This is a genomic window from Paenibacillus sp. JJ1683, from assembly GCF_053006485.1.
Genome location: NZ_CM129820.1, coordinates 4,073,388 through 4,097,824, shown reverse-complemented (window position 1 = coordinate 4,097,824; position 24,437 = coordinate 4,073,388). Strand labels below are relative to the sequence as shown.

Here is a 24,437-nt window from a genome sequence, read left to right as displayed (position 1 = left end):
ACAAATTTACTTTGAGATGCGCTTTGTTTTTCGATATGGATTTGAATTCATATTAAGTGTCTTTGGAGGATTAGGCAATAATTTGCTCTGATTCTTCTACCATCTCCAATCACCATCGTCTCATAATAAAGATGTAGAAACAATGCTCAATAAACATGTGAAAAGGGAAAGCATCTACTTCAATAATTTCTTAACTAAAGGAGGAATAAGCATGTTAGATATTAAAGGGAAAGTTGCAGCTATTACAGGAGCAAGCAGTGGAATCGGTGAAGCTACTGCTCGTTTACTTGCTCAACATGGGGCTCATGTTGTATTAGGAGCCAGACGCACAGAACGACTGGAGGCTCTTACCTCCGAAATTCGTTCAAAAGGGGGATCGGCTGATTATATGCAACTGGATGTGACCCAAAGGGAGCAGATGGAAGCGTTCATTAAGTACGCTGAAAAACGGTTTGGACGTGTGGATGTCATTGTGAACAATGCAGGAGTGATGCCTCTTTCAAAATTGGAAGCCCTGAAAGTAGAAGAATGGGACCGCATGATTGATGTTAATATACGAGGCGTTCTGCATGGGATCGCGGCCGGGCTTCCCATCATGAAAAAACAAGGATTTGGTCAGTTTATCAATATTGCTTCTATTGGCGCGTATAGTGTAACGCCGACTGCAGCAGTATACTGCGCAACGAAGTATGCAGTCCGGGCGATTTCTGAGGGGTTGCGTATGGAGGTTGGTGGGGATATTCGTGTAACGCTGGTATCACCGGGAGTAACCGAATCCGAGCTTGCCGACAGTATTTCAGATGAAGAGGCTCGGCAGGGAATGAAAGAATACCGCCGTATTTCGATTTCGCCGGATGCCATTGCTCGTTCCATTGTGTATGCCATGGAGCAGCCTGCGGATGTAGATGTGAATGAAATCATTGTCAGACCCACGGCAAGCACGAATTAACGCCATGAAATGAAATCCGTAGTTTATCTTTGCATTCAGATTGTTTGGTCCTCTATCCTTTATGGATAGGGGATTATTTTATGCGGGTTTACTTTTACCAATGTTTGTGTTAAGTTAATTTCGACAAACATCGAAATTAAGACTGGAACCGAAGGGAGACGAACAGGGTGAAAGAGACAACAGAGATGCAGCAAGCTGTAAAAATATATAAAGCACTTGGAGAACCGACTCGTCTCAAGATAGCACTTCTGCTAAAAGAGGAAAGTGATCAATGCTGCTCTGTACTGGGCGAGAAGCTGAACAGTGTAGCGATTTCAACGCTATCACACCATTTGAAGCAAATGGCAGAATCGGGACTGCTCACATACCGCAAAGAGGGGACGTTTATTTATTACAGCTTGGATGTGGAAGCAGCACAGAAATATGCCCCGTTCCTGTTGACATAATTTTTTTTAGTCTTAATTTCGATATTTGTAAAAATACAAAAATATAAAAATACTAAAAGAAAAGAGGCGTTTTTTAAAATGCAGAGCACGTGGAAGGTGTACATTTTGGCCATTGTCAGTTTTTTGGTAGGTACATCTGAGTACATTATCTCAGGTATTTTGGATCAGATTGCGACAACCATGGGGATTACGGTGTCCGCAGCGGGCCAGTTGATTACCGTCTTTTCTCTTGCTTACGCGATAGGCACGCCGATTCTGATGGCAGTAACCGCTAAATGGGACAGACGCAACCTGCTCTTGAGTTCCTTAGGATTATTTGCAGTAGCCAATATGCTCTCCTTTGTCTTGCCTGGTTTTGGTATGTTTATTGCCGCACGTATTATGATGGCCCTCGGGGCGGGGATGGTCGTGGTTACTGCACTGAGCATTGCTGCAAAAATAGCCCCAGTTGGCAAGCAGGCCAGTTCTATTGCTACAGTCACTATGGGTTTTACAGCCTCGCTGATTATAGGTGTGCCGCTTGGGAGAATGATCTCTTCTGCATATGGCTGGAAAACCGTATTTCTCGGCATCGCTTTAGCGGGGATTATTGCCTTGATCGTTATCGCTATGACAATCCCTCGCTTGAAAGGAGATCAACCGATCCCTTTACTGCAGCAGTTTGCACTTCTGAAAAAGCCTGAAGTTGCCTTGGGATTAGGCATTACCTTTTTTTGGATAGGAGGTTATTCACTCGCGTATACTTACATCTCACCGTACTTGCTGAATGTATCAGGTGTAGGAGAGGATATGCTAAGCTCAGTATTACTCGCCTTCGGAATTGCCAGTCTAATCGGGTCAAAAATTGGTGGATACAGTGCGGATAAAAAGGGTATACCCTTTACATTATTAGGGGGCATGATGTTGCACGGTATTTCCTTACTCTTACTTCCTTTTGCCGCTCATTCTTTGATGGCAGTATTTGCTTTATTGATTCTATGGTCGTTCGCAGCCTGGACAACCGGACCTACTCAACAATATAACTTGGTCACTCTCGTACCGGAATCTTCCGGTGTGATGCTGAGTCTCAACCAGTCTACCATGCAGCTTGCTATGGCAGCGGGAGCCGGAATTGGCGGTGTAGTTGTTGGTCAGGTTTCGCTGGCTTCCATCCCTTGGTTTGGAGCAGCTGGTGTCGCTATCGCCATGGTAGCTGTATATTTACTTTCACGAAAATCCTCAGTTCACACGCAAGTGGGTGTTACGGAATAAAGAGTATAGGTAAGTGAAGAGGGAGGCCCAGTGATGAAGGTGACATTGCGCCTCCTTTGATTTGAAAGAGTATCATATGCTCTCATGCAGCATGAGCGTTTATTCAAACGCAATATCCGTGATTTTGCCGCCTTCCTTAAAACCGATATTTTTATAAACTTGATTGGAAACTGAATTTTTTACATCTGCGTAAAGCAAGGGGGTTAGCTGCTCATTTTTTAAAATGGAACATAACCCTGATACAATTGCGCTGGCAAAACCTTTTTTCTGCCAGGTAGGGGGAGTATAAACAGCATTAATACGGCCATGCCTCGGAGAACGATGAGCAATGTTAGCCATGGACACGGCATACTATTTACAATCCAAAGATATAAATTCCCTGTCTTGATCGCTGCCTTCGGAGCTGATATTTGACTAGTCGGATCAACTGAACGGCCTAAAGCATCTTTTGAAAAACCTGCTAGAAGCTGGGCAACTACCTGTACGTCCTCTGAAGTGGCTTGTCGTATAATCCCCTCAACGCCGGTAGGTTTGTTGTATTCAGGACAGAAATAAGATTCCATAACCATATGAGTATGTACCTGAGCAGTATGCCGCTCGGCGTAAGCATGTGCGAACTTCTCGGCTGTTTCGACATCACCACATAAACCGGATAGGTTGGTTCCTTCTAAATAATGTAAGAGTTCTTCGATATAGGTTAATTTATGGTTGCCGATGATTTGCTGCCTTATGTCCGGGTGATTGAGCGAAAATCATATTTCCATCAGATATTTTATGGCATGTGGATTCTTCTGATTCACATATTCGATGAAGCAAATTATATCGAACTTCATCAATCAAAAATGGATTGTGATTTAATAGATCATCGTATGGGACTAGCTGCTCAATCATGGCTCTGCCTCCCTAAAAATGAGGTTTGATCTAACGTATTTGTTTATGCTATGAAAATTAAACTGCTACAAAGAGCTGCTGCTGTATCTCCTAGGATTTAAACTTCTGCGCTATAAGCTTCTTATTCTTTTGTCGCCAAATCCATCTTTGGATAAAGTTTTTTTCTTTTCTTTCCTGAAGCGTTTCCTTCATCCCTTTAATGAGAAATTCGGATCTTCGCTTGTCGTTCCTGCTAATTTCACGTAGTTCCTCAATAAATTTATCGTCCATGTCTGCATCTCCGTTAGTTCAGGATTTTCCAAATTACTAAGATAAATTATACAGAACGTATGTTCCTTTTTCAAGTCTGCGTCTACTCTATTCAACATATAACCATTTTTAGATGGATACTGTGAAGCCCGCGCCAAATGAAATGGGAAGCATACGCTAGAGTTGAAAGGAGGAATTACAACATGACTAATAAAGCATACGTATCTCAAACGTATCCACGCCTTACAGTCTACAATGAAGAAAATTTTCGGGGTTCTCGAAGAGTATTCAGAGGAAACCTAGGTATCCGCAACACCGATAATATTCTCGACGGCATCGAAAGTCTGCGTTTCTTTTCTACCAGCAGCAATGCTACACTTGTACTCTTTACTGGCACGCGGTTTAGAGGTAACTTCCGTGTGTATAGAGGCAATCGCAGCATCGCCGACCTGGATGATCTGATTCGCGGGAACGATGTGGAATCTATTATCTCTACCAATCAACGTTTAACGTTGCAGCAAATCCGTAATATCCGCAGTACGGGCAGACTGCCATCCGGCTATCGGATCATCTAACAGAATCCATTCGACACAATAAACATTTTACAAGACTGCTTCAGGAGCTTGCAACTTTTGGGCTTCAGGAGCAGTCTTTCTATTTGTACACGCGACCTACATAATAGAATGATGAGAGGAACTTCATAGGAGGATGGGACGTTGCTAGTTTGCATCACTAACTAAATTTGCATGAAAATAAAATAAGGAGGGCATACGACATGCTCTCCTTAATACGTATATGTTATTTATTCACTGCATTTCCCAATTAGTTACTTTGATTATAGCTGCATCTGCGTCCTTAAGATCGGTTTCACCAGAAGCTAAGAGAGCACTCCATTGTTTCACCCGATTCTTACCATTAGGAGGTTGGTTATAATCGTTGGTATCGACAACTAATGTGCGCTTAGCATAGAAGTTGGTCATGAGCGTCTTTTCATTCGTACTATTGCCAGAACGTGAGAGGATTCCTTCAAGACTACCGTAATCACCCGTAGCACCTTGATTCAGAGCTGTGTCGACAAATGATCCAATCGTCAGAGCAGTATTAAATCCGCGTTTCTTAGCTTGCTGTACACTATATTCGATATAGGTGTCGTAGAACGTACGCCACGTGGCTTCTCTCCAAGCTTCATTGTTTTGGAGAGCCTTGATCTTCTTTTTGATTACACTATCGCTATCGCTGAGCTTTAGAATCGAACCACTCATTTTACCCTTCAGTCCAGCACGTGCTAGTCCACCTGTAATAGAAGGATTGCTAGCTCCACTAGCAGCATCAAAAGCTTTGAATAAGGCGGGGCCATCTGGTCCCGTGTCATTGGAACCGCCTGTTGTTGCTCCGAAAATACCAATGGTGTATCCACGATCATCGCCGATATCTTCAGCATAGCCATAGAATTCAGTCCATTTTAAAGAATCCTGCTCTGGCTTGTTCACTAGCTTCATAATATTATCCCACTGCTCACCGTCGAGTCCTGTATTGTCCTTCAGAAACTGAAGTGTTGAAGGTGAGAAATTAGCATCATGATCAATAGTTGTAACCGCTGTTTGGCTAGTAGTATCCTCGCTGGTGGTGGGGATTTGCTGTATATGTGTTTCGGTTGTTTCCTGTAATGGAGTTCCGTTTTCTTCAGCAAGAGCCTTGGCAGGCGAGGGGCCGCACAAGCTAGAGAATGAGGCGATTACAGAAAAGCTTAACAATATCATAAAAAACTTCGTTTTATGGGAAATAAGTTTATTGCTGATTTTAAACATATAGCTCCTCCTTAATAATGTAATTGTGAAAGGCTAAAAGAAATGTTACATCTAGAAAAAGTGATGCTGTGTCAGTAGTAAGTAGCAACACCAAGGCACTTTTAAACCTTAGCGTAGAATAGCATCTAACTCGAATTGATTTAGTAAGATTATAGATAAGAAATATAGGATAGAACAGCGCTTGAATAACCATTTTTATTCCAAATTTGTGAATTACAACTAGATACATAGACCTAAATCTTCTATTTTTAATTAGATTAACGCAGACCATAAATGCAAGAATGAGGACGAAACCAATACAACCTCTTGATAACATGAGATACATCATCTACCAGAAGGTTATAAATTGAACAAAATACAAGAATCTAATGATTTACATACATCAGGGGAGATCTTATTTCTAGGGAATGCTTGAGATTTGCTATCGCCCTGGCTCTGGAAAAAGCAGGCTTTAAGGCAATAGGTACGACAAGTTGGGGAATTGCCAATACGCTTGGGTTTTCAGATGGAGAACTTATTGATTTTGACCAGCATGTAAGCATCATTCGGGGTCAAACGGTTTAGCTTTGGAAATGCGTTTTCTGATAGGATAATAGTTGCTTTACAAAAGAATGCGGAACAGTTAATTAACCTTCAAAATACATCACATTTATATGAGAATTTTGCAAAATCCTGAACTGGATAAGTATGAACTATAGAGAGGACGGAATGTTCGGCAGCTATAACTTGGGTAACAAAAAAACTGCTTAATAAATGAGCTGTTCTGAATATTCATGTTAAAAAGAGAACTCTCTTTATGAACTGATCCCTATCAAGTAAACAATAATAAAAAAAGCAATATTTAAGCAACCTGAGTCCGATAACGGTCTTAGGTTGTTTAATTTATGAAGCGAATATTAGTTTTTTATGAATAAACGTTAATTAGATAATTTGAAAATAGCTAAAGTAATTTCAAGTCATTTCTACAGTTGATCTAATAGGCGATAATCACGTTGTTATACAGGTCTTTGATGGCAGATAGTTTTTCTGTCCATTAAATATGAATTAGCGTAATAAGGATTTTTCTTACGTATGACAGCTTAAATCCTCATCTCGTTCACCAAGCGTATTCTTGATCCATGCTTTGACTCGCCCGATAATCGTAGATTCCTCTTACCTCTTTACAGCATTCGCTATCTTCATTTTGATCTGTTCATCCTCGAGCTGCGTGGAAGAAGTAAACTGATTCGTTTTTAACATGTGTGTGAGTATGAATCCTCTATATAGTACAAGAATAACAATAATTTAAATCAAAATTCATAAGGGTGAATTAAAGATTCATAAAAATGAATCAACAATATTCTCTTTATCACACACTTAGCCTCTACCACTCTTTGCAGGAATTGATAGCTCATTGTTATATGAAATAATTTTCACTCAAATAGAACTATTTCAATTTTTTTCCTTGATGACGATATAATTGAGGATTCGCCAAAAAAGCCTTTTCATATAGGAAGATGGGATCAACTCGCTAAGCAAAAAAAATAATGTACGTTGCGATTGATGGGTTTAGTCAACCAGCCGGAAACTTAGGAGAGAAGGTAGTGTACTAGAAAAATGGATTATGTTATGCACAAAAAAAGGGGGCTAAAACAGAATATAAATACTTGAGACCGTAGGATTAGGTTCTTTGAGATAACTTCCTGTTTCTCACATAACAGACCTTATCTTGCGATAACAGACAGCAGCATATAAACATTAGGAGGATAACTAATATGAATTCATTAAAAAAAACGAAGAGTTTGATCAGCGCCCTGACCGGGGCAGCGTTATTATTCTCGCTACCAATGATGGCAGGCGCAGAGAGCAATACCAACTATTTTGCCCATGCATCCGAAGAACCGGTTACCGTGTCTGAAGCTGTGTATGAAGCAGGATCAGGGGTTCTGAACGTGGGGGCGGCCCAATTTCAAAAATTGACGGTCACTAAGGAGCATCAGGTTAGCAAGACACTCGTTAATCCCAGCGCTTCGCCTGAAGCCAAATCGTTGATGAGCTATCTTGTCGATCAATACGGCAAGAGTATGCTATCCGGTCAGCAGAACAGTTCTAACATTAGTTGGATGCAGGACGCGATTGGTAAAAAGCCAGCCATTGTCGGATTCGACCTGATGGATTATTCACCGTCTCGAGTCGAGCACGGCGCTTCCTCCTCCGAGATCGAGAATGCGATCGATTGGCACAGCCAAGGCGGTATTGTCACCGTCGTATGGCATTGGAACGCGCCGAAGGGTTTAATTGACCAGCCCGGTAAAGAGTGGTACAAGGGATTCTTCGGGGATTCCACCACTTTCGACGTTGACTACGCGTTGAATCACCCGGAATCCGAGGATTATAAACTTATTTTACGGGATATCGATGCCATTGCGGCACAGCTTCAAAAGCTAAAAGATGCGAAAATCCCCGTGCTCTTCCGACCGTTGCATGAAGCGGAAGGGGGATGGTTCTGGTGGGGCGCGAAAGGTCCGGAGCCGTCAAAGAAACTTTACCACCTGGTGTATGATCGCTTAACGAACGTGCATGGTCTGAACAATTTGATTTGGATCTGGAATTCTAGCGCACCGGAGTGGTATCCCGGAAACGATGTTGTAGACATCGTGAGTACGGATCATTATCCGTCTGCGGGCGACTATAGACCAGTCACTGACAAATATGACGCCCTCGTCTCGCTTGTGAACGACCAGAAGCTGGTCGCATTAACCGAGAACGGCGCAATCCCGGATCCGGATTTGCTCTCCAGTGACGGAACAAACTGGAGCTGGTTCACTACCTGGACAGGAGAGTTCCTGACCGATGGCGTAAACAACAGCCGGGAGCATTTGAACAAAGTGTTCAACCATCCAAATGTAATCACGCTCGATGAGCTACCGGATGTAGATCATTACGGCCAAAACAATTAACGGTGTTAAAACCAATTTTTCTGATACGTTGCTTGAATAAAATGTATACTTAAACGAATTGATAGCAAGGGTGTTTCTGGAGTAATTCCAAAACGCCCTTTTTTTCATGAACTGGTTAAACTCTAAAGGCTTGTTTGAACAAGCCTGGGCATCTGTAGCAAGGAGGCTGGCTTCCGATTTGGTGAGAAGAGAGGCAGAGCAGGGAAATAGGCTCATGCAACATGGTTTAATAGCGGGAAGAGCGTCCGCCTAAGAGCCAATACGCACCGTTCTTCGTTCCTGCCGTTCATTTTACGCTGCCAACGGCATAAGGAATTTCAAGAACCCTTGAGTTGACAAGGGTTTCCGATAGTGTGGGTTTTGCTTATCCTGTTGTAACGAAGATAATAAGCGCGACGATTTATATAAAATGTAATATATTAATCACAGACCAGTAGACATAATCATAAGCTTGGCGTATATTTTCCCAATATAAACTCTGGGCGTGAAATCAACATATATTTTCATCTCCTAGTGAGTATAGGAAGTTGCACAAGAATAGGAATTAGAAATGAAAGGTGGTTATCCTTTGATGAGCAAGCTATCTGTATTGAACTATGTATCACCGATTGGAGAGATAGAGATACAGGGCACCAATGAGGCTGTCTATTCTATTATGTTTTCTAATCGGAATGAGCCTTCAACGAGGGTTATAGAAGAGGCTCCCTTCCAAGTATTAAAGGAATGCGCTAGCCAGCTTGACGAATATTTTAAAGGAGAGCGCTTCGAGTTTTCGTTTCCTTATGCTTATGAAGGTACAGACTTTCAGCAAAAAGTATGGAATGCGCTGGTGAACGTGGGCTATGGTACAACGACAGCTTATAAAGATATTGCTCTTGCTATTGGAAATGAAAAAGCGATCCGAGCCGTTGGCAGTGCAAATGGCAAAAATAAGCTGAGCATTGTGATTCCATGTCACCGAATTATTGGGTCCAACCAGAAACTAACTGGCTATGCAGGGGGCCTGTGGAGAAAAGAATGGTTGCTTCAGCATGAGAAGCGTTGTCTGGGATCATAAGGAGGGTTCATGGATGAGAGAGATATATTTGAAAGAGTTTAAGCCGGAAAGCTGGGCCGACATGGTCCAGCTCTATCAGGAGCGATATGATAGGTAGATCCGACGATCAGGGCAAAGGTGGCCCAAAGTCATATTCCAAAGGAGATTCAGATTGTGCTGCTGCCTGACATGGGCGAATATTTGCTGACTTGGATGGATCTAAAGGTTCCCGCACTTGGTCACGAAACCCCGTCGGATTATTTAAAAACCGAAGAAGGGATCAAAGCACTGAAGGCAGCCATTCTGCGTATGCCGCGTTAAATCTACTAATTCGAGGAAATACATATGATCACGTCCAAACCCCAGTCACTCTGTACAAAGGGAGCCGTTGCCGGCTCCCTTTAGTGGTCATAAGCAACCAGTCATACAAGAGTTCTAATTAGCTGAAAGCTCACTCTCCGTCACCCATTTATGATTTTTGACCGGCTCTCCTCCTGTAGTCGGCGTGTAATCAACCATATATACGGTCGTTGGCTCGGCGGAATCTATGGTAGCCTTAGCTCCATCCATCCCTTTCATATGATCTGCCGCCAGGATAACTTCCGTTCCCGGTGCATAGGGCTCGCTGCCTGCATTCTTAATCTCTTCATGAATAACCCACTTATGATTATTCACTTTTTCTCCTCCAGTGGTTGGTGTATAGGAGACTGTATAAGCAGTAGTCGTATAAGCACCCACAACCGTGGCCGTAGCGCCCTTCATGCCTGCCATATGATCGGCTTGAATGGTCGCTTGGCTGCCAATTTTGAAAGCTGGGTTTTCAGCTTCTTTTAGTCCAGCAGGAAGCTCACTGGATGTGGAATGGTTCATATCTGATGCGTCATGCTGTTGACTGCTGCTTGTCGTATGCTCCTGGGCTGGCGTGTTACTGTTCCCGCACCCACTCAAAATAATCATGACTGCACCAGCAAGTAAAGTCCATTGTATTCTCATATTCAATAGCTCCTTTAGGGTTATATTCTCACATTCAAATATACCCATAGGGGGTATGTTTGAAACGGAATTATTTTACAAACTTGTGAAGTGCTTTGTTTTCAAGTGGAGCGCCCGAAGCGACCCCCTTTTTAGTTTTGCGGAAGATACGTAATTTAAATGTTGTTGACAGTGAATAAAAAATCATTGTAATATCTACAAAACATATCAAATTACTATGTTTTAAAAGCTTTAAATATTTTAAATCACCAAAACTAGACCATATCAAGGAGCAGGGGGAGACATCAAAATGAAGAAACAATGGATTTCATTTATATTGCTGCTGGGCGTAGTTGTGCTTTTTATTTCAGGCTGTGGCAGCAAGAATACGTCGGGCAGCGCTGTGGACGAAGAAAAGAAAACACTGCATATCGGCTTTAATCCCGGTCCATATAGCGATCAGTTTAAGAATGGTGTGGCTCCATATTTGGAGAAGAAGGGGTATAAGATTACATATAAAGAGTTTACAGACGGGGTTCAGCCCAATGTAGCCGTGGCTAATGGAGATATTGATGCCAATGTGTTCCAGCACTCGCTCTATCTGGATTCAATGAATAAGCGGGAGAATATTGATCTGATTGGTGCTGTGCAAGTTCCGACTCCTCCAATGGGATTGTACTCCAGCAAGCATACCAGCCTTGACGAAATCAGTGCTGGAGCCCAAATCAATCTGCCCAACGAGCCAGTCAATATGCTGCGGGCGCTGAACATTTTGAAGGAAGTAGGTTGGATTACCTTAAAGGACAATATCGATCCATTGCAAACTTCGGTGAACGACATCACCTCTAATCCGCATCATCTACAATTTGTTGCTACCGACCCGGCACAAGGGCCACGTGCATTGGAGGATGTTGATTTTGCGGCTATACAAGGGAATTTTGCTGTATCGAATGGAATGAAGTTAACCTCAGCATTAAAGCTTGAAAAACTGACAGATCCATTCACAAATGTGGTAGCTGTGGACCGCAAGAATAAGGACAAGCCCTTCGTCAAAGACATTATTGAGGGATATCATTCCGATGAATTCCAAAAGTACATCCAATCGAATCCTGTGTATGAAGGCTACAAGCTGCCAAGCTATTTTAAATAACTGAGGTATTATCTTATGTGGGCTGACTTACCTAGTCTGTATCTTATGGATAGAAGGTGGAGATAAACGTGATTTTTTCATCCTCTGATCTCGTCAAGGCTCTGCCTGACAACTATTTTAGCGCAATTGATGACAAAGTGAATCTGTATAAAAGCAAAGGAATAGATGTAATTAATTTGGCAGCCGGCAACCCAGATCAGCCAACACCACCGCATATCATCAACGCTTTGAAGAAAGCGGTCGATCAACCGATCAATCAGGGCTACCCGCCTTTTCATGGGAAAAGAAGCACGCTGGAGGCTGTCGCTGCGTTCTATCAACGGGAGTATCAGGTGGAGCTGGACCCTGACCGGGAAGTTGCTGTATTCAATGGCTCAGCCATAGGTGTAATGGGGATTCCGCAGGCGTTGCTGAATCCCGGTGATTGGTTGTTGACCACCGATCCGGCATATCCCCAATATTATTCCGCTGCTGCGCTGGCAAGAGCTCGTATTCATACGATTCCTCTGGATGAGAAACATGGATTCTTGCCGGACTATACAACCGTACCTGAAGAAATCGCAAAGCAGGTCAAACTGCTCATGATTAATTATCCGAACAATCCGACAGGAGCGGTAGCTTCCGTAGATTTCCTGACGAACACACTGGATTATGCTGCTCGGCACCAGTTTCCGGTTATGAATGACTTTGCATATGGCGCTCTTGGATTTGGCGGGCATAAGCCGATTAGTCTATTGCAAATCCCTGGCGGCAAGGAATATGGTGTCGAGACGTATACAGCTTCCAAAACGTATAACATGGCTGGATGGCGCTTTGGCTTTGCGGTTGGAAATGCGTCCGTTATTGGTGCGCTCAAGCATTATCATACGCATGCCTACAGTACTGTTTTTGGCGCGGTACAAGATGCGGGAGCTGTCGCATTGCTGGGCACCCAGGAGCCAGTACGGAAGCTCGCGGCGTTATATGATCGGCGACGTGATGTTCTCATTGCAGCGTTACGAAATATTGGCTGGGATGTTGCCGCTCCCCAAGGGTCTTTTTTTGCCTGGTTCAAGGTGCCGGAGGGGTATACATCGGCTTCCTTTGCAAACTTTTTATTGGACGAGGCGCATGTTGCGGTTGCCCCTGGAGAAGGGTTTGGTCGTGCAGGAGCTTCTTATGTGAGGGTCAGCCTGGTGAACAGTGAAGAAAGACTGCTAGAGGCGGTACAGCGCATCGCAGCAACGGGTGTCTTTCAAGCATAAAGAATAAGCTGGAATAAAAGAAATTCATGGAATGAGAGCGCAAATCAAAAACGTTTTTTCTTCGGCTTGCCATACTGGTTAATGAGAGTTCGAAGTTGTTTCCCGGCTTGATTCAGTTCCATATCGTTCAACACATAATCGGTGCTGACTTCCCAGGTGCTGCGGTCATTCAGATGAAAAATAAAGGTGGGGAAACGAGGGCGCAACCATTTGCGGATGGAGGCTCCCTCGAATTCAACTTTAGTGATTGCAGACCACGGGACAGTTCGAATACCGTCGGAAATACTGTGTTCATCAAAGATGAACAGGAAGGTATCCTTACGAAGCGTTCTGTTCAAACAGACCACCAAATAACTACCAAAAAAAGGAAGTCCAATCATAGCAGACGTAATAAAGAAGAAGATTTGCAGAGCAGAGATATCTTCGTCGATAAAAATGAGCAACAGTAAAAACAGACAAATCAGCACAAACATCAAGCTACCAAGGGTTTTCCAAAATGCCAGAGATCTGCGATATACAATTTTATCCACGGAATACCGCCTCGTCGGGTACAAACGCCTGAATGAAATGAGTGATCCGTTCTCTCCAGTCTGATTCAGTCACACTTTCAATGCGCAGACATGGGGTGGCCTGCATATCCAGTGCTGTATTTCTTACGATCCACACATCATTCGTTCCTTTAAGAACAAATAGCAGATTTGTAACGGAAGGCCCCTCTTCATCCGTGTCCGTGTATACCATCTGGCTCAAATTATCGAGGTTGCAGTGATTACGATTAAAATCCTCTCGCCAGTCTTGTATCATTTGCTCAGCCGACTCTTTAAGCTTCCACGTTGCCATTTGCTGCATCGTGAAGTTGGATGAGGTTAACTCATTCCACTGTTCTTCTGTCAGATCGACGTATCGGCAGTGTGCATTGAAGTTTGGGGAAAACAGGTCGAATAATTGATCAATGTCGTGATGCCAGTCTTCTGGGGAAGACCAGCGAAAGAAATGGAGTTCATTGTGGCTGGAGAGGTGATACAAAAAACGGCCATTTCCATGGTGTATCGTTAATGTATTTTGCTTGTCCTGTTGCTCCTTGTATCCACGCAGCATTTGGCGGCTTTGTACCAGATGAGCCAGCATGTCAACAATGAACGTATCAAATTCAAGCTGCTGTTGCCCGTCATCCTGCTGTTCCAACAAGCCCTTGGATACCAGGCTATGTGTTGCAGCATGAAAAAGCAGTTCCCAGCGATCCTCCGTTAGTTCCCCGTAATAGGATTGGAGCAGACCCGAAGCCATATCCTCTGCACCCAGTGCAGTCAAGGCAAACCCTAGTTCCTCAAGCGTTAAAATTACCGTTTGTTTGTCCATAGTCAGGCTCCTTCTCTCTCTGTTAAGTGTATGTTATTTAAATAGTTTGCTGGCCCAGCGTATCCCTTTTTCGGCGAACTTGGCGACTTTTCCACCTGCCCAGCTTCCCACTGTACCGCCAACGTATGCACCGACGGCTGCACCAACCGGACCGCCGATAGCACCGCCTACGGACCCCAAAACGACAGCACCGCCATAAGTTGCGGCAGTTTTGATCGCTACGTTAGAAGCAGATACAGCGACATCCGTTCCGGTAAGCTTCCCACTTTTCCATTTTCCGGCCAGACTGATGCCCTCGCCCACAATATTCATGGTGGCATTAATAGGGTACAGCTTTTTGGCAATCATGCCGGGAATTTGGCGAGTGGCTATGCCGTAACGTCCTTTTTCCACCCCGGCGATGACGTTGCGCGTCCACTGAGGAAAACTATTAGCTTTGTTAAATCCAAGACCGAGCTTACCCATTTGAAGCTTTCCGGCTAAACGGTCAAAGCCCTTCAAGCCTTTCATGACAATACCTGGTTTAGCGAATTGGCGATTTAGGCTTTTGCCCAAATTACGCATAAAAGCATTGTTACCCTTGCCTTTCACCCATGCCGCATTATGTATAACCGCTCGAGTAGGATTTTTCAGACTTTTCTTGAATTCTACTGTTTTGGTGAGCACAAGTGTGGAAGCCAGACCGCTATAGATCGCTGTCCCGGCAAAGCCCAATTGTCCCCGCCATTTATTGGCTTCTGACAGGCTGTTAATGGCTATATCTGCTGGGTCGTTCCCTTTTTTCCCAGAAGTTGCTCCTTCATTGCTCTTAATCTGTCCGCTCTGATCTCCTTGGTTAATCCCTGTGTCTGCTTGGGTATCTGTTTCCTTGAATTTTACTGCAATGGAACGCAGCTCTGTGCTGACAGAACCGACCGTTTGAGTAAAAGCATCCATTTGTCCACGTGCTTTATGAAAATCCTGATAAAAGCGCTGCTGTGTCGTTCCTGCCCAGCTATTCTCTAGCATTTGGATTTGCTGTGACAGTTGTCCGCAAATTTGTGCTCCCAGTTCACGTGCCTGTGCGAACTGCCTGGAAACCGCCTCTAGTTTCTCAGGAGGAACCATAATTTTAGCCATGATGTCCACCTCGGATGATTAAAATAATTACTTAATATTTTAGTGATTCTAGCGGTGGTTAGCAAAAAAAGGAGGGGGTTTTTGTTAAAAATAAGTCATTTGTATGAGTTCATGAGGGGGTATAAGGGAAAATAGTAGGAGTTGTTATGATTCGAAATTCTTACATGTTACTCATAAAGAAGATGAAAAAAAGCCTCTCTGTTCAAATGGAGCTTTCCATAAGAATGAGAGGCCATCATGCATAGAAGCTACTATATAATGTGCGACACTCTAGCTTATTTTAAAGGAACCTGCTTGGACAGCTTTTCAAACTGCTGCAAGTGAGGGGTGATCTTGGTGGTAATCCCTTTGAGATATTTGATGGCCGCTTGTCTTTGACGTTCTTTGGTTGCGACCTCTTCAGGGAACATGGAGTATTCCTTTTGAACGGAGCCATTTTTATAATTTACGGAGAAAAGCTCTCCTTGCTGCCACCTTTGGACCAGATCCTGATTACTGTGCAAAATATTTAGCACTTCTTTACCATTTTTATAAGTAAAGCTGTAGTCTGGATCGGCTACAGCATGGATCACTTGGTAGCCGTTCTGTAATCCATTGTTCTGAAAAGTACCGACTTGGATTTCATTCGAACGTATCGTTCCGTCCGTTTGCGTCACTTTATCAGTCTGCGTACCCTTGCCACTTATGGTGTCATTGCTCCACGTTCCGCTATATACGACTTTATGATGTTGTCCATCTGCATCCGTGTATTGATTTATATATTTCCCAGTACCTGATCGCTTGCCATTCACAAAATCACCCGAATACTGCTTATATTCGCTCCATTTGATCGTACCGCGCCCGTGTGGCTGACCATTCTCAACCTCTCCATAGTAAGTAGCCTGCCCGGATAACTGAAGCAATTCCTTGGTTGCAGCTGCATTCGCTGCAGGTATATTTACCAACAGCGCTCCAGAAATCAGCGATGCAGACACCATAATAGGCAGGGACAAAGCCTTTCCTTTTTGCCAAAGTTTTTGCATCATGAGTTCTCCCCTTTCGAAGCTTTGAGTTTCTACGATTCATGTTCAACGACCCAGCACCGTTTTTATACAATTTTGTGCTTGGTGATTTATAGTTTAATATAGATTGAGAATTATAGGAAACTGTTAAGTGAAAACAGGTAATAAGGAGGGGAATTCTTGAATTTACCAGAACATGGGAGTGAGGATGTATCTAGCATTCTTGCCGTAGAGTTGGTACAGAAGCCTGTGAAGACCATAAAAGGAATCCATCAAGTGGAGCCAGATGCTAATATCTATTGGCTGATTGATGTGGAATTCAGTGGTTTTACGTTGTCAGATGAAGATATTTTACAATTGCTTAAGGGGTATATTGTGTATGGGCATGTCCATGATTTGCAGATATGGACTAGTGTGGGACGCAGACCGGCAGGCGAATGCCATTATGATAAAATCTGTATTTGTATAGATATATTCGATAATGTAGAGATGCAGATTCGATTGGAAGAAGCCAAGGTTACTGACTTTATGAACACACTGCCAGCGCGATTTGAGGAGAAGGGTATCGTTCGTGTGCTTCCTCGGGAGGATGCTGCCCATGCACGTGCAAAAGCGGAAAAACTTCAAGCATTTGTAGATCAGGAAGGTGAGAGGGAACACACTGTCATGCTTAGGCTGGTAGCGGATCAAGGTCAATCTTATCGTGGAGTGGACATCTGGGATGTCATGCTCAGCCTTGGAATGGAGTGGGGAGATATGGATATTTTCCATGCACACCATCACGGTCCGGGAGGCTATGATGAACTATTTAGCGTACATACGGGAACCGATCCCGGCTTCTTTTGGTTGAGTACACTCGCAGAGGATCGCTTTGCAGATTTGATTTTCAGTATGGATGCGGTACGAACGGTGCAGCCGCAAGCTGTGTTTGAGGCGATGTGGAAAGGTGCCGAATATGCGCGCGCCAGACTCGGTGGGACATTAGTGAATGAACAGGAGCTGCCAGCTGTACAGGAAGACTATCTGCGCCAGATTCAAGAGATGGAAGACCGCTTAAGTGAGTTTGGTTGTAGAGCAGGCGAGGATGTTGTGATGTTTCTATTCTAGGTTAGAAAGGAGTGATTTCGTTGTCCAGCAACTCCATTGAGAAGCTAAGAACGATTTTAAGACGTAAAGCTACTATTTTTCATACAGGGGGACGCAGACCGTCGGGTTCCCTTGATCAGAGCTGGATCGGTAGAGTCACAGTAGCTTTACCGACAGAGGAACAGCCGATTGATGTACAGGGAAATGTTATGGCTCCGATCATGCAATTGTATCTGCCTGCTATGCCTTTTGTTCCTCAAGCTATGCGTGATGTCAAGCTGTTGACAGTCTTCCTGTCTCCCGATGTACTGGATCATGAAGATATGGAAGGATATATGTGTATTCGTGAGTATACGTCGGTAGAGGGTTTGGTTGAAAAAGATTTTGGTCCGGCATTTATGCAAATCAAAGCATTTCCGCTGTTCCCCGAGCTCAAAGAGAATGATTATCCAGTCTGGGACGGGGAAGATATTCCTGAGGAATACGGCGATGCCCTCAATGATATGGACGAGGAGGAGCCCGACTATTTTGAGGACATCGTAGAGGACATATATGCGGTTCACAAAATGGGTGGCTATCCCAGCTTTATTCAACCAGGCATCGACTTTGGCGAAGGCTGTGAATTTGTGTTTCAGATTGCGTCAGATGCCAAAGCCGAATTGAATATTGTCGATGGGGGTAGCTTTTATTTTGCCAAGCATCAAAATGAAGGAACCTGGCGAGGTTACTTTGATTTTTATTAATAAGCTCATGTAGGGAAGAGCCTGGAAGCGATCGTTTTGTACAGCATGGTTCGAATACTTTTGAGTCTATCGAAGTTTTCCTGAAAAGTAACTCCGGCATGTTGTTGCAAGCCTTCTTCGAAATCTTTTTTATAATGGAGCATAGCTTCCGGGTAAAGGCCAATGATATGAATTTGATTCCATGTTGGAAAGGCGTCATGATGGTGCCACACTTCCAATGTTTCAAGGGCAATCATCATGTAGCACCACTTTTTATGCTCAAGAATGTTTCGCATGGCAGGGCTGTTATTGTGAATCATAATGTGCCGAAATTCATCCAAATATGGGGCTTGCACATCTACATATTCAACAGCAAAAAAGGGCTTGAATGCACGCCGCTGTACATGTTGCGGTGGTGTGGGGTAATTCGATTGGGGCGTGCTGATCATCAATTCGCTGCGTACCTCTATTTCTTTTGGGAAGCTTGTCAGCTGTTGCTTTAACTTCACATATTGCTCGGCGACCGATTTGCTTTCAACTTGTAGAAGCTGCAGGAAGTTCCATGAATCGAATTCTCCGCGCTTTTCTGCCGTCAATCTGAATCTGTAGACTTCATAGCCTTGGATCGTATGCTCAACCATACATTGTTCCAAAAATGGTTTGACATTTATATTAAAATATTGAATGTACCGTGACATGGATAATTTAGGAATACGATGGCTTTCAGCCAGATAGAGTTGGTGATCAACAGACTGCATGACCAATCTCCCTTCTGTTTTATATTAGACTATCCTATCTTATCATTTGTTTATAATGTTCCATACATTGTCATGTTCAGTATGAAACGATATACTCGTAATTTAGAAACTATTGAAATGAGGTAAAAAGATATGAATGTTTTAGGTCAGTTAGGATCTGCTATCCAGAGCAGCCTATTTATTCAATCCGAACTGAAGAAAGCACATGCATTGATTCAAAAGCACGACCTGCCTGTAGAGCAGGTGGAAGATGATTTTCACAAGCAAATTATCTTGCTGGAGCAATATGCTGGCACTCGCATTTTTCAGCAAGGGCTTGCCAGATACAAAGTAATCAATGCAACGCTTATGACCCTATCTGTGCTCGTATTGCTGGCAGCATGTATTGTTGCAGTGGTGGAATATTTGCAGCCGGAGCGACATCTGCTGGATGTGCTGATAAATGCCATGTTCGAATATTGGGTTCCCTCTATTACAATACTTAGTGTTGTATTTGTGGGTGTGATCGTGCTTGGTATCGTTAGAAATGTTTGTGCTAGACGATTACATACACGCGTGCTGGATCGAGCCTGGCAGGCCATCTTCCATCATGTGGACAAACGAGGGTAAAGAGTAGCTGTAGAAGATTGGCATATCAGTTTAAGGAGTGGCAGCAATGAATGACTGGGAATCGGGCATCATTCAAGTTGATAATGAGCACGCGATTTATTCTTCTTTAACAGAAGAGCAGTTGTTAAGGACCGATTTGTACACGAAATATTTTCATTCTGTAAGAAAGCTAGGGAATGATTACATTTGGTATCATTTTGATCAAGTTCCTCTGCTGCACCGGTATTTTTTTGTGTCTGTATGCTTTAAGGATACAAGTCTAGTGGTTGTGGAGATTTCGCTCCAAGGCAATGAATTTCCAACTTCATGGGATAATTGGTCTGAAGAAGGGGAAAGAAAGCGTCAAAGGGAGCATGATCGTTTGTTACAACGACATTTGTCCGTAAAGCCAAGCTATCGTCAAACCAAGCCTTACCCCTATATGGAATATGAACTTGACTGGGGGAAAATCTCTTCTTATTTTGACCCGCGGTCGGGAAATACGGCCGTTGCTTTTAAGTATAAAGGTGAATAGCGATCTTGTAGGTGAGACTGTTGGGATAAGTAAGGAGAAGTGTGATGGATAAAAAAGCAAAGAAAATACTCATGAACACTTTCTGGTCCAGCGGCTGGAAGCAGGAGCGAGGACCCTTTTCGGGTGAGGATTTTGAATATGCCAAAAGTAAGGGCTTGATGTTCGATCCGATCACCATTACACATGATGAGATGATAAAAAGGTTATATGAGCTGCATCAGCAAAAGGCTACAAAAGAGCGAGTGGCAGCGGCGTTTCTGCACAGTCTTTCCACGAAAAAGGTTCATTTGCGAAGCGCCTTATCGAGCTGGGCATTAACCGCAAAACTGCCTATGCATACCTATGGGGAGCGACCTGTCGTCCTGACCAATTACAGCAGCTGTGGGGATTGTAATTTTCATAAACTAATGTCCGATAAGGAATACGTCAATAAGGATTTGAATGTGCTGAATTTTGAACGGATCAAATGGGGCGGTATTCGGCTGAATCACCTTCTTTACTGCTGGATGGACCTTGAATTGTTTAGTCAAGAAGAGGAGTTCCAGGTTTCGGATGAGGATCTGGCTATCCTTCATAACATGCTGGAAGCCGTTCAGGACTGTGAGGCTCAGAATGGTGCGCGGCAATTGGAGAAGCGCTGGAAAGATGTGTTCCCATCCAGCAAAAATGAACGCGACGTGGTTATGGAGGTATGGGGATATGCTGGCTTGCTGGCACCACGGGACACACCTCGTAGACGCCGCGGCGGCAATGATGATTTTTATTCGGTAGCAGCCTGGCAAGGAGATGACGGATACTCCCAGGAAGCGCTGGACTATTATTTTGGTACGTTTTTATAAAGAAAGTGAAGGTTTATCTTCAGGTTAGGCTATTCCCCAAAAAAAAAAAGGGAACTCCCTGATTGGTTCAATTGGACAGAATACTTAGAATTAAAGTAGGGTGAAAAATTGAATTTTGGGGGAATGGATGATGAGTCGATTAACCGAAGCTATAAAGATGTTACACATTGTGAAAAAAGGATCAAGACTTTGAAAGGGATTAGTAGATACATCCCCAATCAGCATGGAGCCTGGGCAATGCTCATTCTTCCATTTTTGTTTGGCTTAGCTGCTTCTCCAAAACAATTCATTCATATACCTCTATTCGTATGCTGGTTTTTTATCTATTTATTTAGTTTTCCTGTTCTTCAATGGATCAAAACGGGAAACAGTAAAAGATACCGTAAACCTGTTGTTATATACGGAGCAATACTCCTTCCTCTTTTGGCTTCTCTAGTATGGGTTAAACCTGCGTTGATCTGGTACGGAGTTCTGCTCCTGTTCTTTTTTATGGCTAATATGTATTACGCCAAAATGAAGAATGAGCGTGCTTTGTTAAATGACATTACCGCGATTCTGCTTTTCTGTTCTTTTATATACCCTGTTGTTCATATTGGAGAAGGTGGAGATTGGACATTAACCACAGAGCTATTTTTGCTGTTGGTATGTTATTTCATAGGAACGGCTCTTTATGTTAAAACGATCATCCGTGAAAGAAAAAATCCACGTTACTATTATGCGTCTATTATCTATCATCTGATCATTGTGCTGTTGGCCGCCTGGATCAAGGTGTTTTTGGTTATTCCATTTTTAATTTTGTTCATACGAGCTATATGGCTTCCCAAATTCGAGTTAAAGGCAAAGCATGTAGGCATGGCTGAAATTGGATTTTCATTGATGCTCTATGTATCTGTGCTGTTTTTATATTTTTAAAAAGGAGAGACATCAATGATATCTTTGCAAACGCCACGAGATTATCGCGTAGACCCGTTTATCGTCATTTGGGAGGTAACGAGAGCTTGCGCATTAAAATGCCTTCACTGTAGAGCGGAAGCCCAATATAAGCCTGACCCTCGTCAGCTGACATTTGAAGAGGGCAAAAAGCTGCTCGATCAAATCGCTGAAATGAATCAACCACTGGTGGTTTTCACAGGTGGAGATCCGTTATCGCGTCCTGATTTATTTGAGTTGGCTCAATATGCAATTGAGGAGAAAAAGCTATCGGTTTCCATGACTCCCAGTGCTACCCCAAAAGTGACAAGAGCAGCGGTCGAAAAAGCAAAGCAGGTTGGCTTATCACGATGGGCTTTTAGCCTGGACGGTTCATGCGCGGACATTCATGATCATTTTCGCGGGACTGTGGGTTCTTACAATACGACCATGCGGGGAATTGGATATTTGAAGGAATTGAACATCCCTATCCAAGTGAACACCACCGTGTCCCGATACAATCTTCACGATCTGGAGCGAATTGCAGAAAAGGTAAAGGAAATGCAGGCGGTGTTATGGAGCTTGTTTTTTCTCGTTCCAACCGGGCGTGGTATGGAAAAAGATATGATTACTCCTGATGAGCATGAGGCTGTAATGAAGTGGTTGTATCAGATACAGCAACAGATGCCCTACGGTGTAAAGGCTACCGAAGCACCTCATTATCGAAGGGTTGTCCTACAGGAAAAGCGTAAAGCAGTGAAGAACGGTGCAATGTTCGAACCTAAACGGGCAGATGTTTTGGGACGCGCGCCTAAAGGCGTAAATGATGGAGATGGATTTGTTTTTATCAGTCATATTGGCGAAGTGTACCCGAGTGGTTTCCTACCGCTAACTTGCGGGAATGTACGAAAGGATAGTTTGGCCCATATTTATCGGCACTCTCCGATTATGAACCATCTTCGGGATAAATCTCTGCTTAAAGGCAAATGTGGAGTTTGCGAATTCAATACAGTCTGTGGAGGCTCCAGAGCAAGGGCTTTTGCCATCACAGGAGACTATTTGGAGAGTGACCCTTATTGTGCATATATGCCTGGAGTGGGGAAGGAAACGTGTGCTCATGAATAAAAATGCTAAAAGAGTTGTTATCCTTGGTGGAGGAATAAGCGGTTTAAGTGCTGCCTTTTATGTGAAAAAGTTAGCGGAAGACAGGCAGCTTGAAGTGGAGATTACACTGGTGGAGAAAAGCGACCGTCTGGGAGGAAAGCTGCAAACGGTTCGCCAAAACCATTTTATGATCGAAAAAGGACCGGATGCTTTTCTGGCCAGAAAAACAGCTATATTGGATCTGACTATGGAACTGGGGCTGGAAGCCGATTTGGTGTCAACAAACCCGAAGGCCAAGTCGGCCTCCATTTTGCATAAAGGCAAGCTGCATACTATGCCAATGGGCTTTATTTTAGGCATTCCAACAAAGTTAACGCCCTTCATTCGGACAGGGCTAATCTCTCCACTGGGAAAAGCACGCGCAGCTCTGGATTTAATTATTCCAGCCAAGCAAGGCGATATGGATGAATCTCTGGGGGATTTTATCAAGCGGCGTCTAGGTAAAGAGGTGTTGGAGCAGATTACTGAGCCTTTGCTATCTGGTATTTACGCTGGCGATACGTATTCTCTTAGCCTCAAGTCAACCTTCCCTCAATTTAAGCAGATGGAACAAAAACATGGAAGTTTGATTATAGGTATGGCTAAAGGAGCGGGGAGAAAGTCGGGTGCACCTAACAAATTGCCGGATATCGCCAAGAAAAGCATGTTTCTTTCCTATCGACATGGATTATCGACCGTTGTGGATCGGTTAAAGGAAAAGCTCGACACCGTCCATTTTGTGATGGGACAGCGTGTGGCTGAGGTGAGAAAAGAGGATCGTTATCAAGTAGTGCTAGACCATGGGCAAATCATAGATGCAGATGCAATGATCTGCGCTGTTCCAGCCTTTGAGGCGGCTACATTATTTTCCGATATCGCAAGTGTGAGCTGGCTCCATAAGATTAACTACGTTTCGGTAGCGAATATTTCCCTTGCGTATAAAAATTCAGACCTTGATCTTGCCTATGAGGGAACTGGATTTTTAGTTCCCCGCAAAGAAGGAAAAATGATTACGGCCTGTACTTGGTCATCGACAAAGTGGAGCCATACCGCACCTGAAGGGTATACACTCTTACGGACTTACATTGGACATGCAGGCTCACAGGGATGGGTTCAGATGACAGACGATGAACTTGTAGCTGCGGCGCGCAAAGACCTGAAGGATTTAATGGGAATCGATGCTGAACCTGAATTAACTGAAGTCAGTCGGTGTAATCAATCCATGCCACAATATCCGATAGGACACAAAGAGCAGATGGCGAAGGTGAGACATGATTTGTCACAGGATTTTCCACGTGTATTTTTATGTGGTGCTGGTTATGGAGGGGTTGGCATTCCGGATTGTATCGCTCAAGGCAAAGAAGCAGCTGAACAGCTGGTCTCAGGTTTTTTATAATCAGGCTCTTTCCACGAGTGAAAAAGGGATCGCCCTAATTGGTTCAG

The 24,437-nt window shown here is 43.6% G+C and carries 26 protein-coding genes and 2 pseudogenes; 18 read left to right on the top strand and 10 right to left on the bottom strand.

Going from position 1 to position 24,437, the window contains the following annotated elements; all coding sequences use genetic code 11:
• The first annotated feature begins 211 nt into the window (after positions 1 to 211).
• From ACUC6J_RS17570 to ACUC6J_RS17560, 3 genes are all read left to right on the top strand, one after another.
• Positions 212 to 949 carry an SDR family oxidoreductase gene (locus ACUC6J_RS17570; protein ID WP_016821821.1) on the top strand — a complete coding sequence of 246 codons (738 nt, stop codon included), beginning with the start codon at positions 212 to 214 and terminating at the stop codon, positions 947 to 949.
• A 167-nt stretch (positions 950 to 1,116) separates the two neighbouring features.
• Complete coding sequence (locus tag ACUC6J_RS17565; RefSeq protein WP_016821820.1) at positions 1,117 to 1,395, top strand: ArsR/SmtB family transcription factor; 279 nt, start codon at positions 1,117 to 1,119, stop codon at positions 1,393 to 1,395.
• Between the two features lie 78 nt (positions 1,396 to 1,473).
• A complete protein-coding gene (locus tag ACUC6J_RS17560; RefSeq protein ID WP_025365521.1) occupies positions 1,474 to 2,646 on the top strand; it encodes an MFS transporter in 1,173 nt (390 codons plus the stop codon).
• A gap of 99 nt (positions 2,647 to 2,745) precedes the next feature.
• On the opposite strand, the gene ACUC6J_RS17555 is transcribed toward ACUC6J_RS17560, so the two are convergent.
• The 3 genes from ACUC6J_RS17555 to ACUC6J_RS17545 all read right to left on the bottom strand — a co-directional run bounded on the left by ACUC6J_RS17555 (position 2,746) and on the right by ACUC6J_RS17545 (position 3,807).
• Positions 2,746 to 2,985, bottom strand: coding sequence for a GNAT family N-acetyltransferase (locus ACUC6J_RS17555; protein WP_025365520.1), 240 nt, complete (start codon positions 2,983 to 2,985; stop codon positions 2,746 to 2,748).
• 363 nt (positions 2,986 to 3,348) lie between these two features.
• Positions 3,349 to 3,537, bottom strand: coding sequence for a hypothetical protein (locus ACUC6J_RS17550; RefSeq protein ID WP_025365519.1), 189 nt, complete (start codon positions 3,535 to 3,537; stop codon positions 3,349 to 3,351).
• A gap of 90 nt (positions 3,538 to 3,627) precedes the next feature.
• Positions 3,628 to 3,807, bottom strand: coding sequence for a hypothetical protein (locus ACUC6J_RS17545; RefSeq protein ID WP_025365518.1), 180 nt, complete (start codon positions 3,805 to 3,807; stop codon positions 3,628 to 3,630).
• Between the two features lie 182 nt (positions 3,808 to 3,989).
• Between ACUC6J_RS17545 and ACUC6J_RS17540 the strand changes: the two genes are divergently transcribed.
• Complete coding sequence (locus tag ACUC6J_RS17540; protein ID WP_025365517.1) at positions 3,990 to 4,361, top strand: hypothetical protein; 372 nt, start codon at positions 3,990 to 3,992, stop codon at positions 4,359 to 4,361.
• Between the two features lie 231 nt (positions 4,362 to 4,592).
• On the opposite strand, the gene ACUC6J_RS17535 is transcribed toward ACUC6J_RS17540, so the two are convergent.
• A complete protein-coding gene (locus ACUC6J_RS17535) occupies positions 4,593 to 5,594 on the bottom strand; it encodes a chitosanase (RefSeq protein WP_025365516.1) in 1,002 nt (333 codons plus the stop codon).
• Between the two features lie 346 nt (positions 5,595 to 5,940).
• Here ACUC6J_RS17535 and ACUC6J_RS17530 point away from each other — a divergent pair.
• The 4 genes and pseudogenes from ACUC6J_RS17530 to ACUC6J_RS17515 form a co-directional block, all read left to right on the top strand.
• A pseudogene (locus tag ACUC6J_RS17530) lies at positions 5,941 to 6,143 on the top strand (isocitrate lyase/phosphoenolpyruvate mutase family protein); the annotation flags it as partial.
• Positions 6,144 to 7,498: 1,355 nt separating this feature from the next.
• Positions 7,499 to 8,533: pseudogene (locus ACUC6J_RS17525) on the top strand (glycosyl hydrolase); the annotation flags it as partial.
• Positions 8,534 to 9,104: 571 nt separating this feature from the next.
• Positions 9,105 to 9,590: a methylated-DNA--[protein]-cysteine S-methyltransferase gene (locus ACUC6J_RS17520; protein WP_025365513.1), complete on the top strand. Its 486-nt coding sequence runs from the start codon at positions 9,105 to 9,107 to the stop codon at positions 9,588 to 9,590.
• 153 nt (positions 9,591 to 9,743) lie between these two features.
• Positions 9,744 to 9,890 (top strand): antitoxin Xre/MbcA/ParS toxin-binding domain-containing protein, encoded by a 147-nt coding sequence (locus tag ACUC6J_RS17515; protein ID WP_236633968.1) that lies wholly within the window; start codon positions 9,744 to 9,746, stop codon positions 9,888 to 9,890.
• A gap of 114 nt (positions 9,891 to 10,004) precedes the next feature.
• Here ACUC6J_RS17515 and ACUC6J_RS17510 read toward each other — a convergent pair whose 3' ends face one another.
• Positions 10,005 to 10,562, bottom strand: coding sequence for a YdhK family protein (locus tag ACUC6J_RS17510; protein ID WP_025365512.1), 558 nt, complete (start codon positions 10,560 to 10,562; stop codon positions 10,005 to 10,007).
• Positions 10,563 to 10,851: 289 nt separating this feature from the next.
• Here ACUC6J_RS17510 and ACUC6J_RS17505 point away from each other — a divergent pair, with 289 nt between their 5' ends.
• A complete protein-coding gene (locus ACUC6J_RS17505) occupies positions 10,852 to 11,691 on the top strand; it encodes a MetQ/NlpA family ABC transporter substrate-binding protein (RefSeq protein WP_025365511.1) in 840 nt (279 codons plus the stop codon).
• A 68-nt stretch (positions 11,692 to 11,759) separates the two neighbouring features.
• On the top strand, positions 11,760 to 12,935 hold the full coding sequence (locus ACUC6J_RS17500; protein WP_447249201.1) for an aminotransferase class I/II-fold pyridoxal phosphate-dependent enzyme: 1,176 nt from the start codon (positions 11,760 to 11,762) through the stop codon (positions 12,933 to 12,935).
• 44 nt (positions 12,936 to 12,979) lie between these two features.
• Here the strand turns inward: ACUC6J_RS17500 and ACUC6J_RS17495 are convergent, their stop codons facing one another.
• From ACUC6J_RS17495 to ACUC6J_RS17480, 4 genes are all read right to left on the bottom strand, one after another.
• Positions 12,980 to 13,465: a DUF5381 family protein gene (locus ACUC6J_RS17495; protein ID WP_031461960.1), complete on the bottom strand. Its 486-nt coding sequence runs from the start codon at positions 13,463 to 13,465 to the stop codon at positions 12,980 to 12,982.
• The gene (locus tag ACUC6J_RS17490; protein WP_447249200.1) at positions 13,458 to 14,294 is read right to left on the bottom strand and encodes a hypothetical protein; all 837 of its coding nucleotides are present in this window, start codon (positions 14,292 to 14,294) and stop codon (positions 13,458 to 13,460) included. Before ACUC6J_RS17490 ends, ACUC6J_RS17495 begins: the two co-directional genes overlap by 8 nt.
• A gap of 33 nt (positions 14,295 to 14,327) precedes the next feature.
• Positions 14,328 to 15,413: a WXG100 family type VII secretion target gene (locus ACUC6J_RS17485; RefSeq protein WP_447249199.1), complete on the bottom strand. Its 1,086-nt coding sequence runs from the start codon at positions 15,411 to 15,413 to the stop codon at positions 14,328 to 14,330.
• A gap of 275 nt (positions 15,414 to 15,688) precedes the next feature.
• Positions 15,689 to 16,435 carry a hypothetical protein gene (locus ACUC6J_RS17480; protein ID WP_031461957.1) on the bottom strand — a complete coding sequence of 249 codons (747 nt, stop codon included), beginning with the start codon at positions 16,433 to 16,435 and terminating at the stop codon, positions 15,689 to 15,691.
• Positions 16,436 to 16,594: 159 nt separating this feature from the next.
• Between ACUC6J_RS17480 and ACUC6J_RS17475 the strand changes: the two genes are divergently transcribed.
• The gene (locus ACUC6J_RS17475) at positions 16,595 to 17,521 is read left to right on the top strand and encodes a cell division protein ZipA C-terminal FtsZ-binding domain-containing protein (RefSeq protein ID WP_447249198.1); all 927 of its coding nucleotides are present in this window, start codon (positions 16,595 to 16,597) and stop codon (positions 17,519 to 17,521) included.
• A 20-nt stretch (positions 17,522 to 17,541) separates the two neighbouring features.
• Positions 17,542 to 18,243 carry a DUF1963 domain-containing protein gene (locus tag ACUC6J_RS17470; protein ID WP_447249197.1) on the top strand — a complete coding sequence of 234 codons (702 nt, stop codon included), beginning with the start codon at positions 17,542 to 17,544 and terminating at the stop codon, positions 18,241 to 18,243.
• Between the two features lie 5 nt (positions 18,244 to 18,248).
• Here the strand turns inward: ACUC6J_RS17470 and ACUC6J_RS17465 are convergent, their stop codons facing one another.
• Positions 18,249 to 18,980 (bottom strand): hypothetical protein, encoded by a 732-nt coding sequence (locus ACUC6J_RS17465; protein ID WP_447249196.1) that lies wholly within the window; start codon positions 18,978 to 18,980, stop codon positions 18,249 to 18,251.
• A 132-nt stretch (positions 18,981 to 19,112) separates the two neighbouring features.
• Between ACUC6J_RS17465 and ACUC6J_RS17460 the strand changes: the two genes are divergently transcribed.
• From ACUC6J_RS17460 to hemG, 6 genes are all read left to right on the top strand, one after another.
• The gene (locus tag ACUC6J_RS17460) at positions 19,113 to 19,589 is read left to right on the top strand and encodes a DUF6097 family protein (protein WP_447249195.1); all 477 of its coding nucleotides are present in this window, start codon (positions 19,113 to 19,115) and stop codon (positions 19,587 to 19,589) included.
• Positions 19,590 to 19,635: 46 nt separating this feature from the next.
• Positions 19,636 to 20,103 carry a hypothetical protein gene (locus tag ACUC6J_RS17455; RefSeq protein WP_447249194.1) on the top strand — a complete coding sequence of 156 codons (468 nt, stop codon included), beginning with the start codon at positions 19,636 to 19,638 and terminating at the stop codon, positions 20,101 to 20,103.
• A gap of 44 nt (positions 20,104 to 20,147) precedes the next feature.
• Positions 20,148 to 20,942: a hypothetical protein gene (locus ACUC6J_RS17450; protein WP_031461951.1), complete on the top strand. Its 795-nt coding sequence runs from the start codon at positions 20,148 to 20,150 to the stop codon at positions 20,940 to 20,942.
• A 123-nt stretch (positions 20,943 to 21,065) separates the two neighbouring features.
• Positions 21,066 to 21,854, top strand: a complete 789-nt coding sequence (locus tag ACUC6J_RS17445; protein WP_044787712.1) for a YwiC-like family protein — start codon at positions 21,066 to 21,068, stop codon at positions 21,852 to 21,854.
• Positions 21,855 to 21,869: 15 nt separating this feature from the next.
• Entirely contained in the window at positions 21,870 to 22,976 is a 1,107-nt protein-coding gene (locus ACUC6J_RS17440) for a TIGR04053 family radical SAM/SPASM domain-containing protein (protein ID WP_017426857.1), read from the top strand.
• A complete protein-coding gene (gene hemG / locus ACUC6J_RS17435) occupies positions 22,969 to 24,390 on the top strand; it encodes a protoporphyrinogen oxidase (RefSeq protein WP_447249193.1) in 1,422 nt (473 codons plus the stop codon). Before ACUC6J_RS17440 ends, hemG begins: the two co-directional genes overlap by 8 nt.
• Positions 24,391 to 24,437 lie beyond the last annotated feature (47 nt).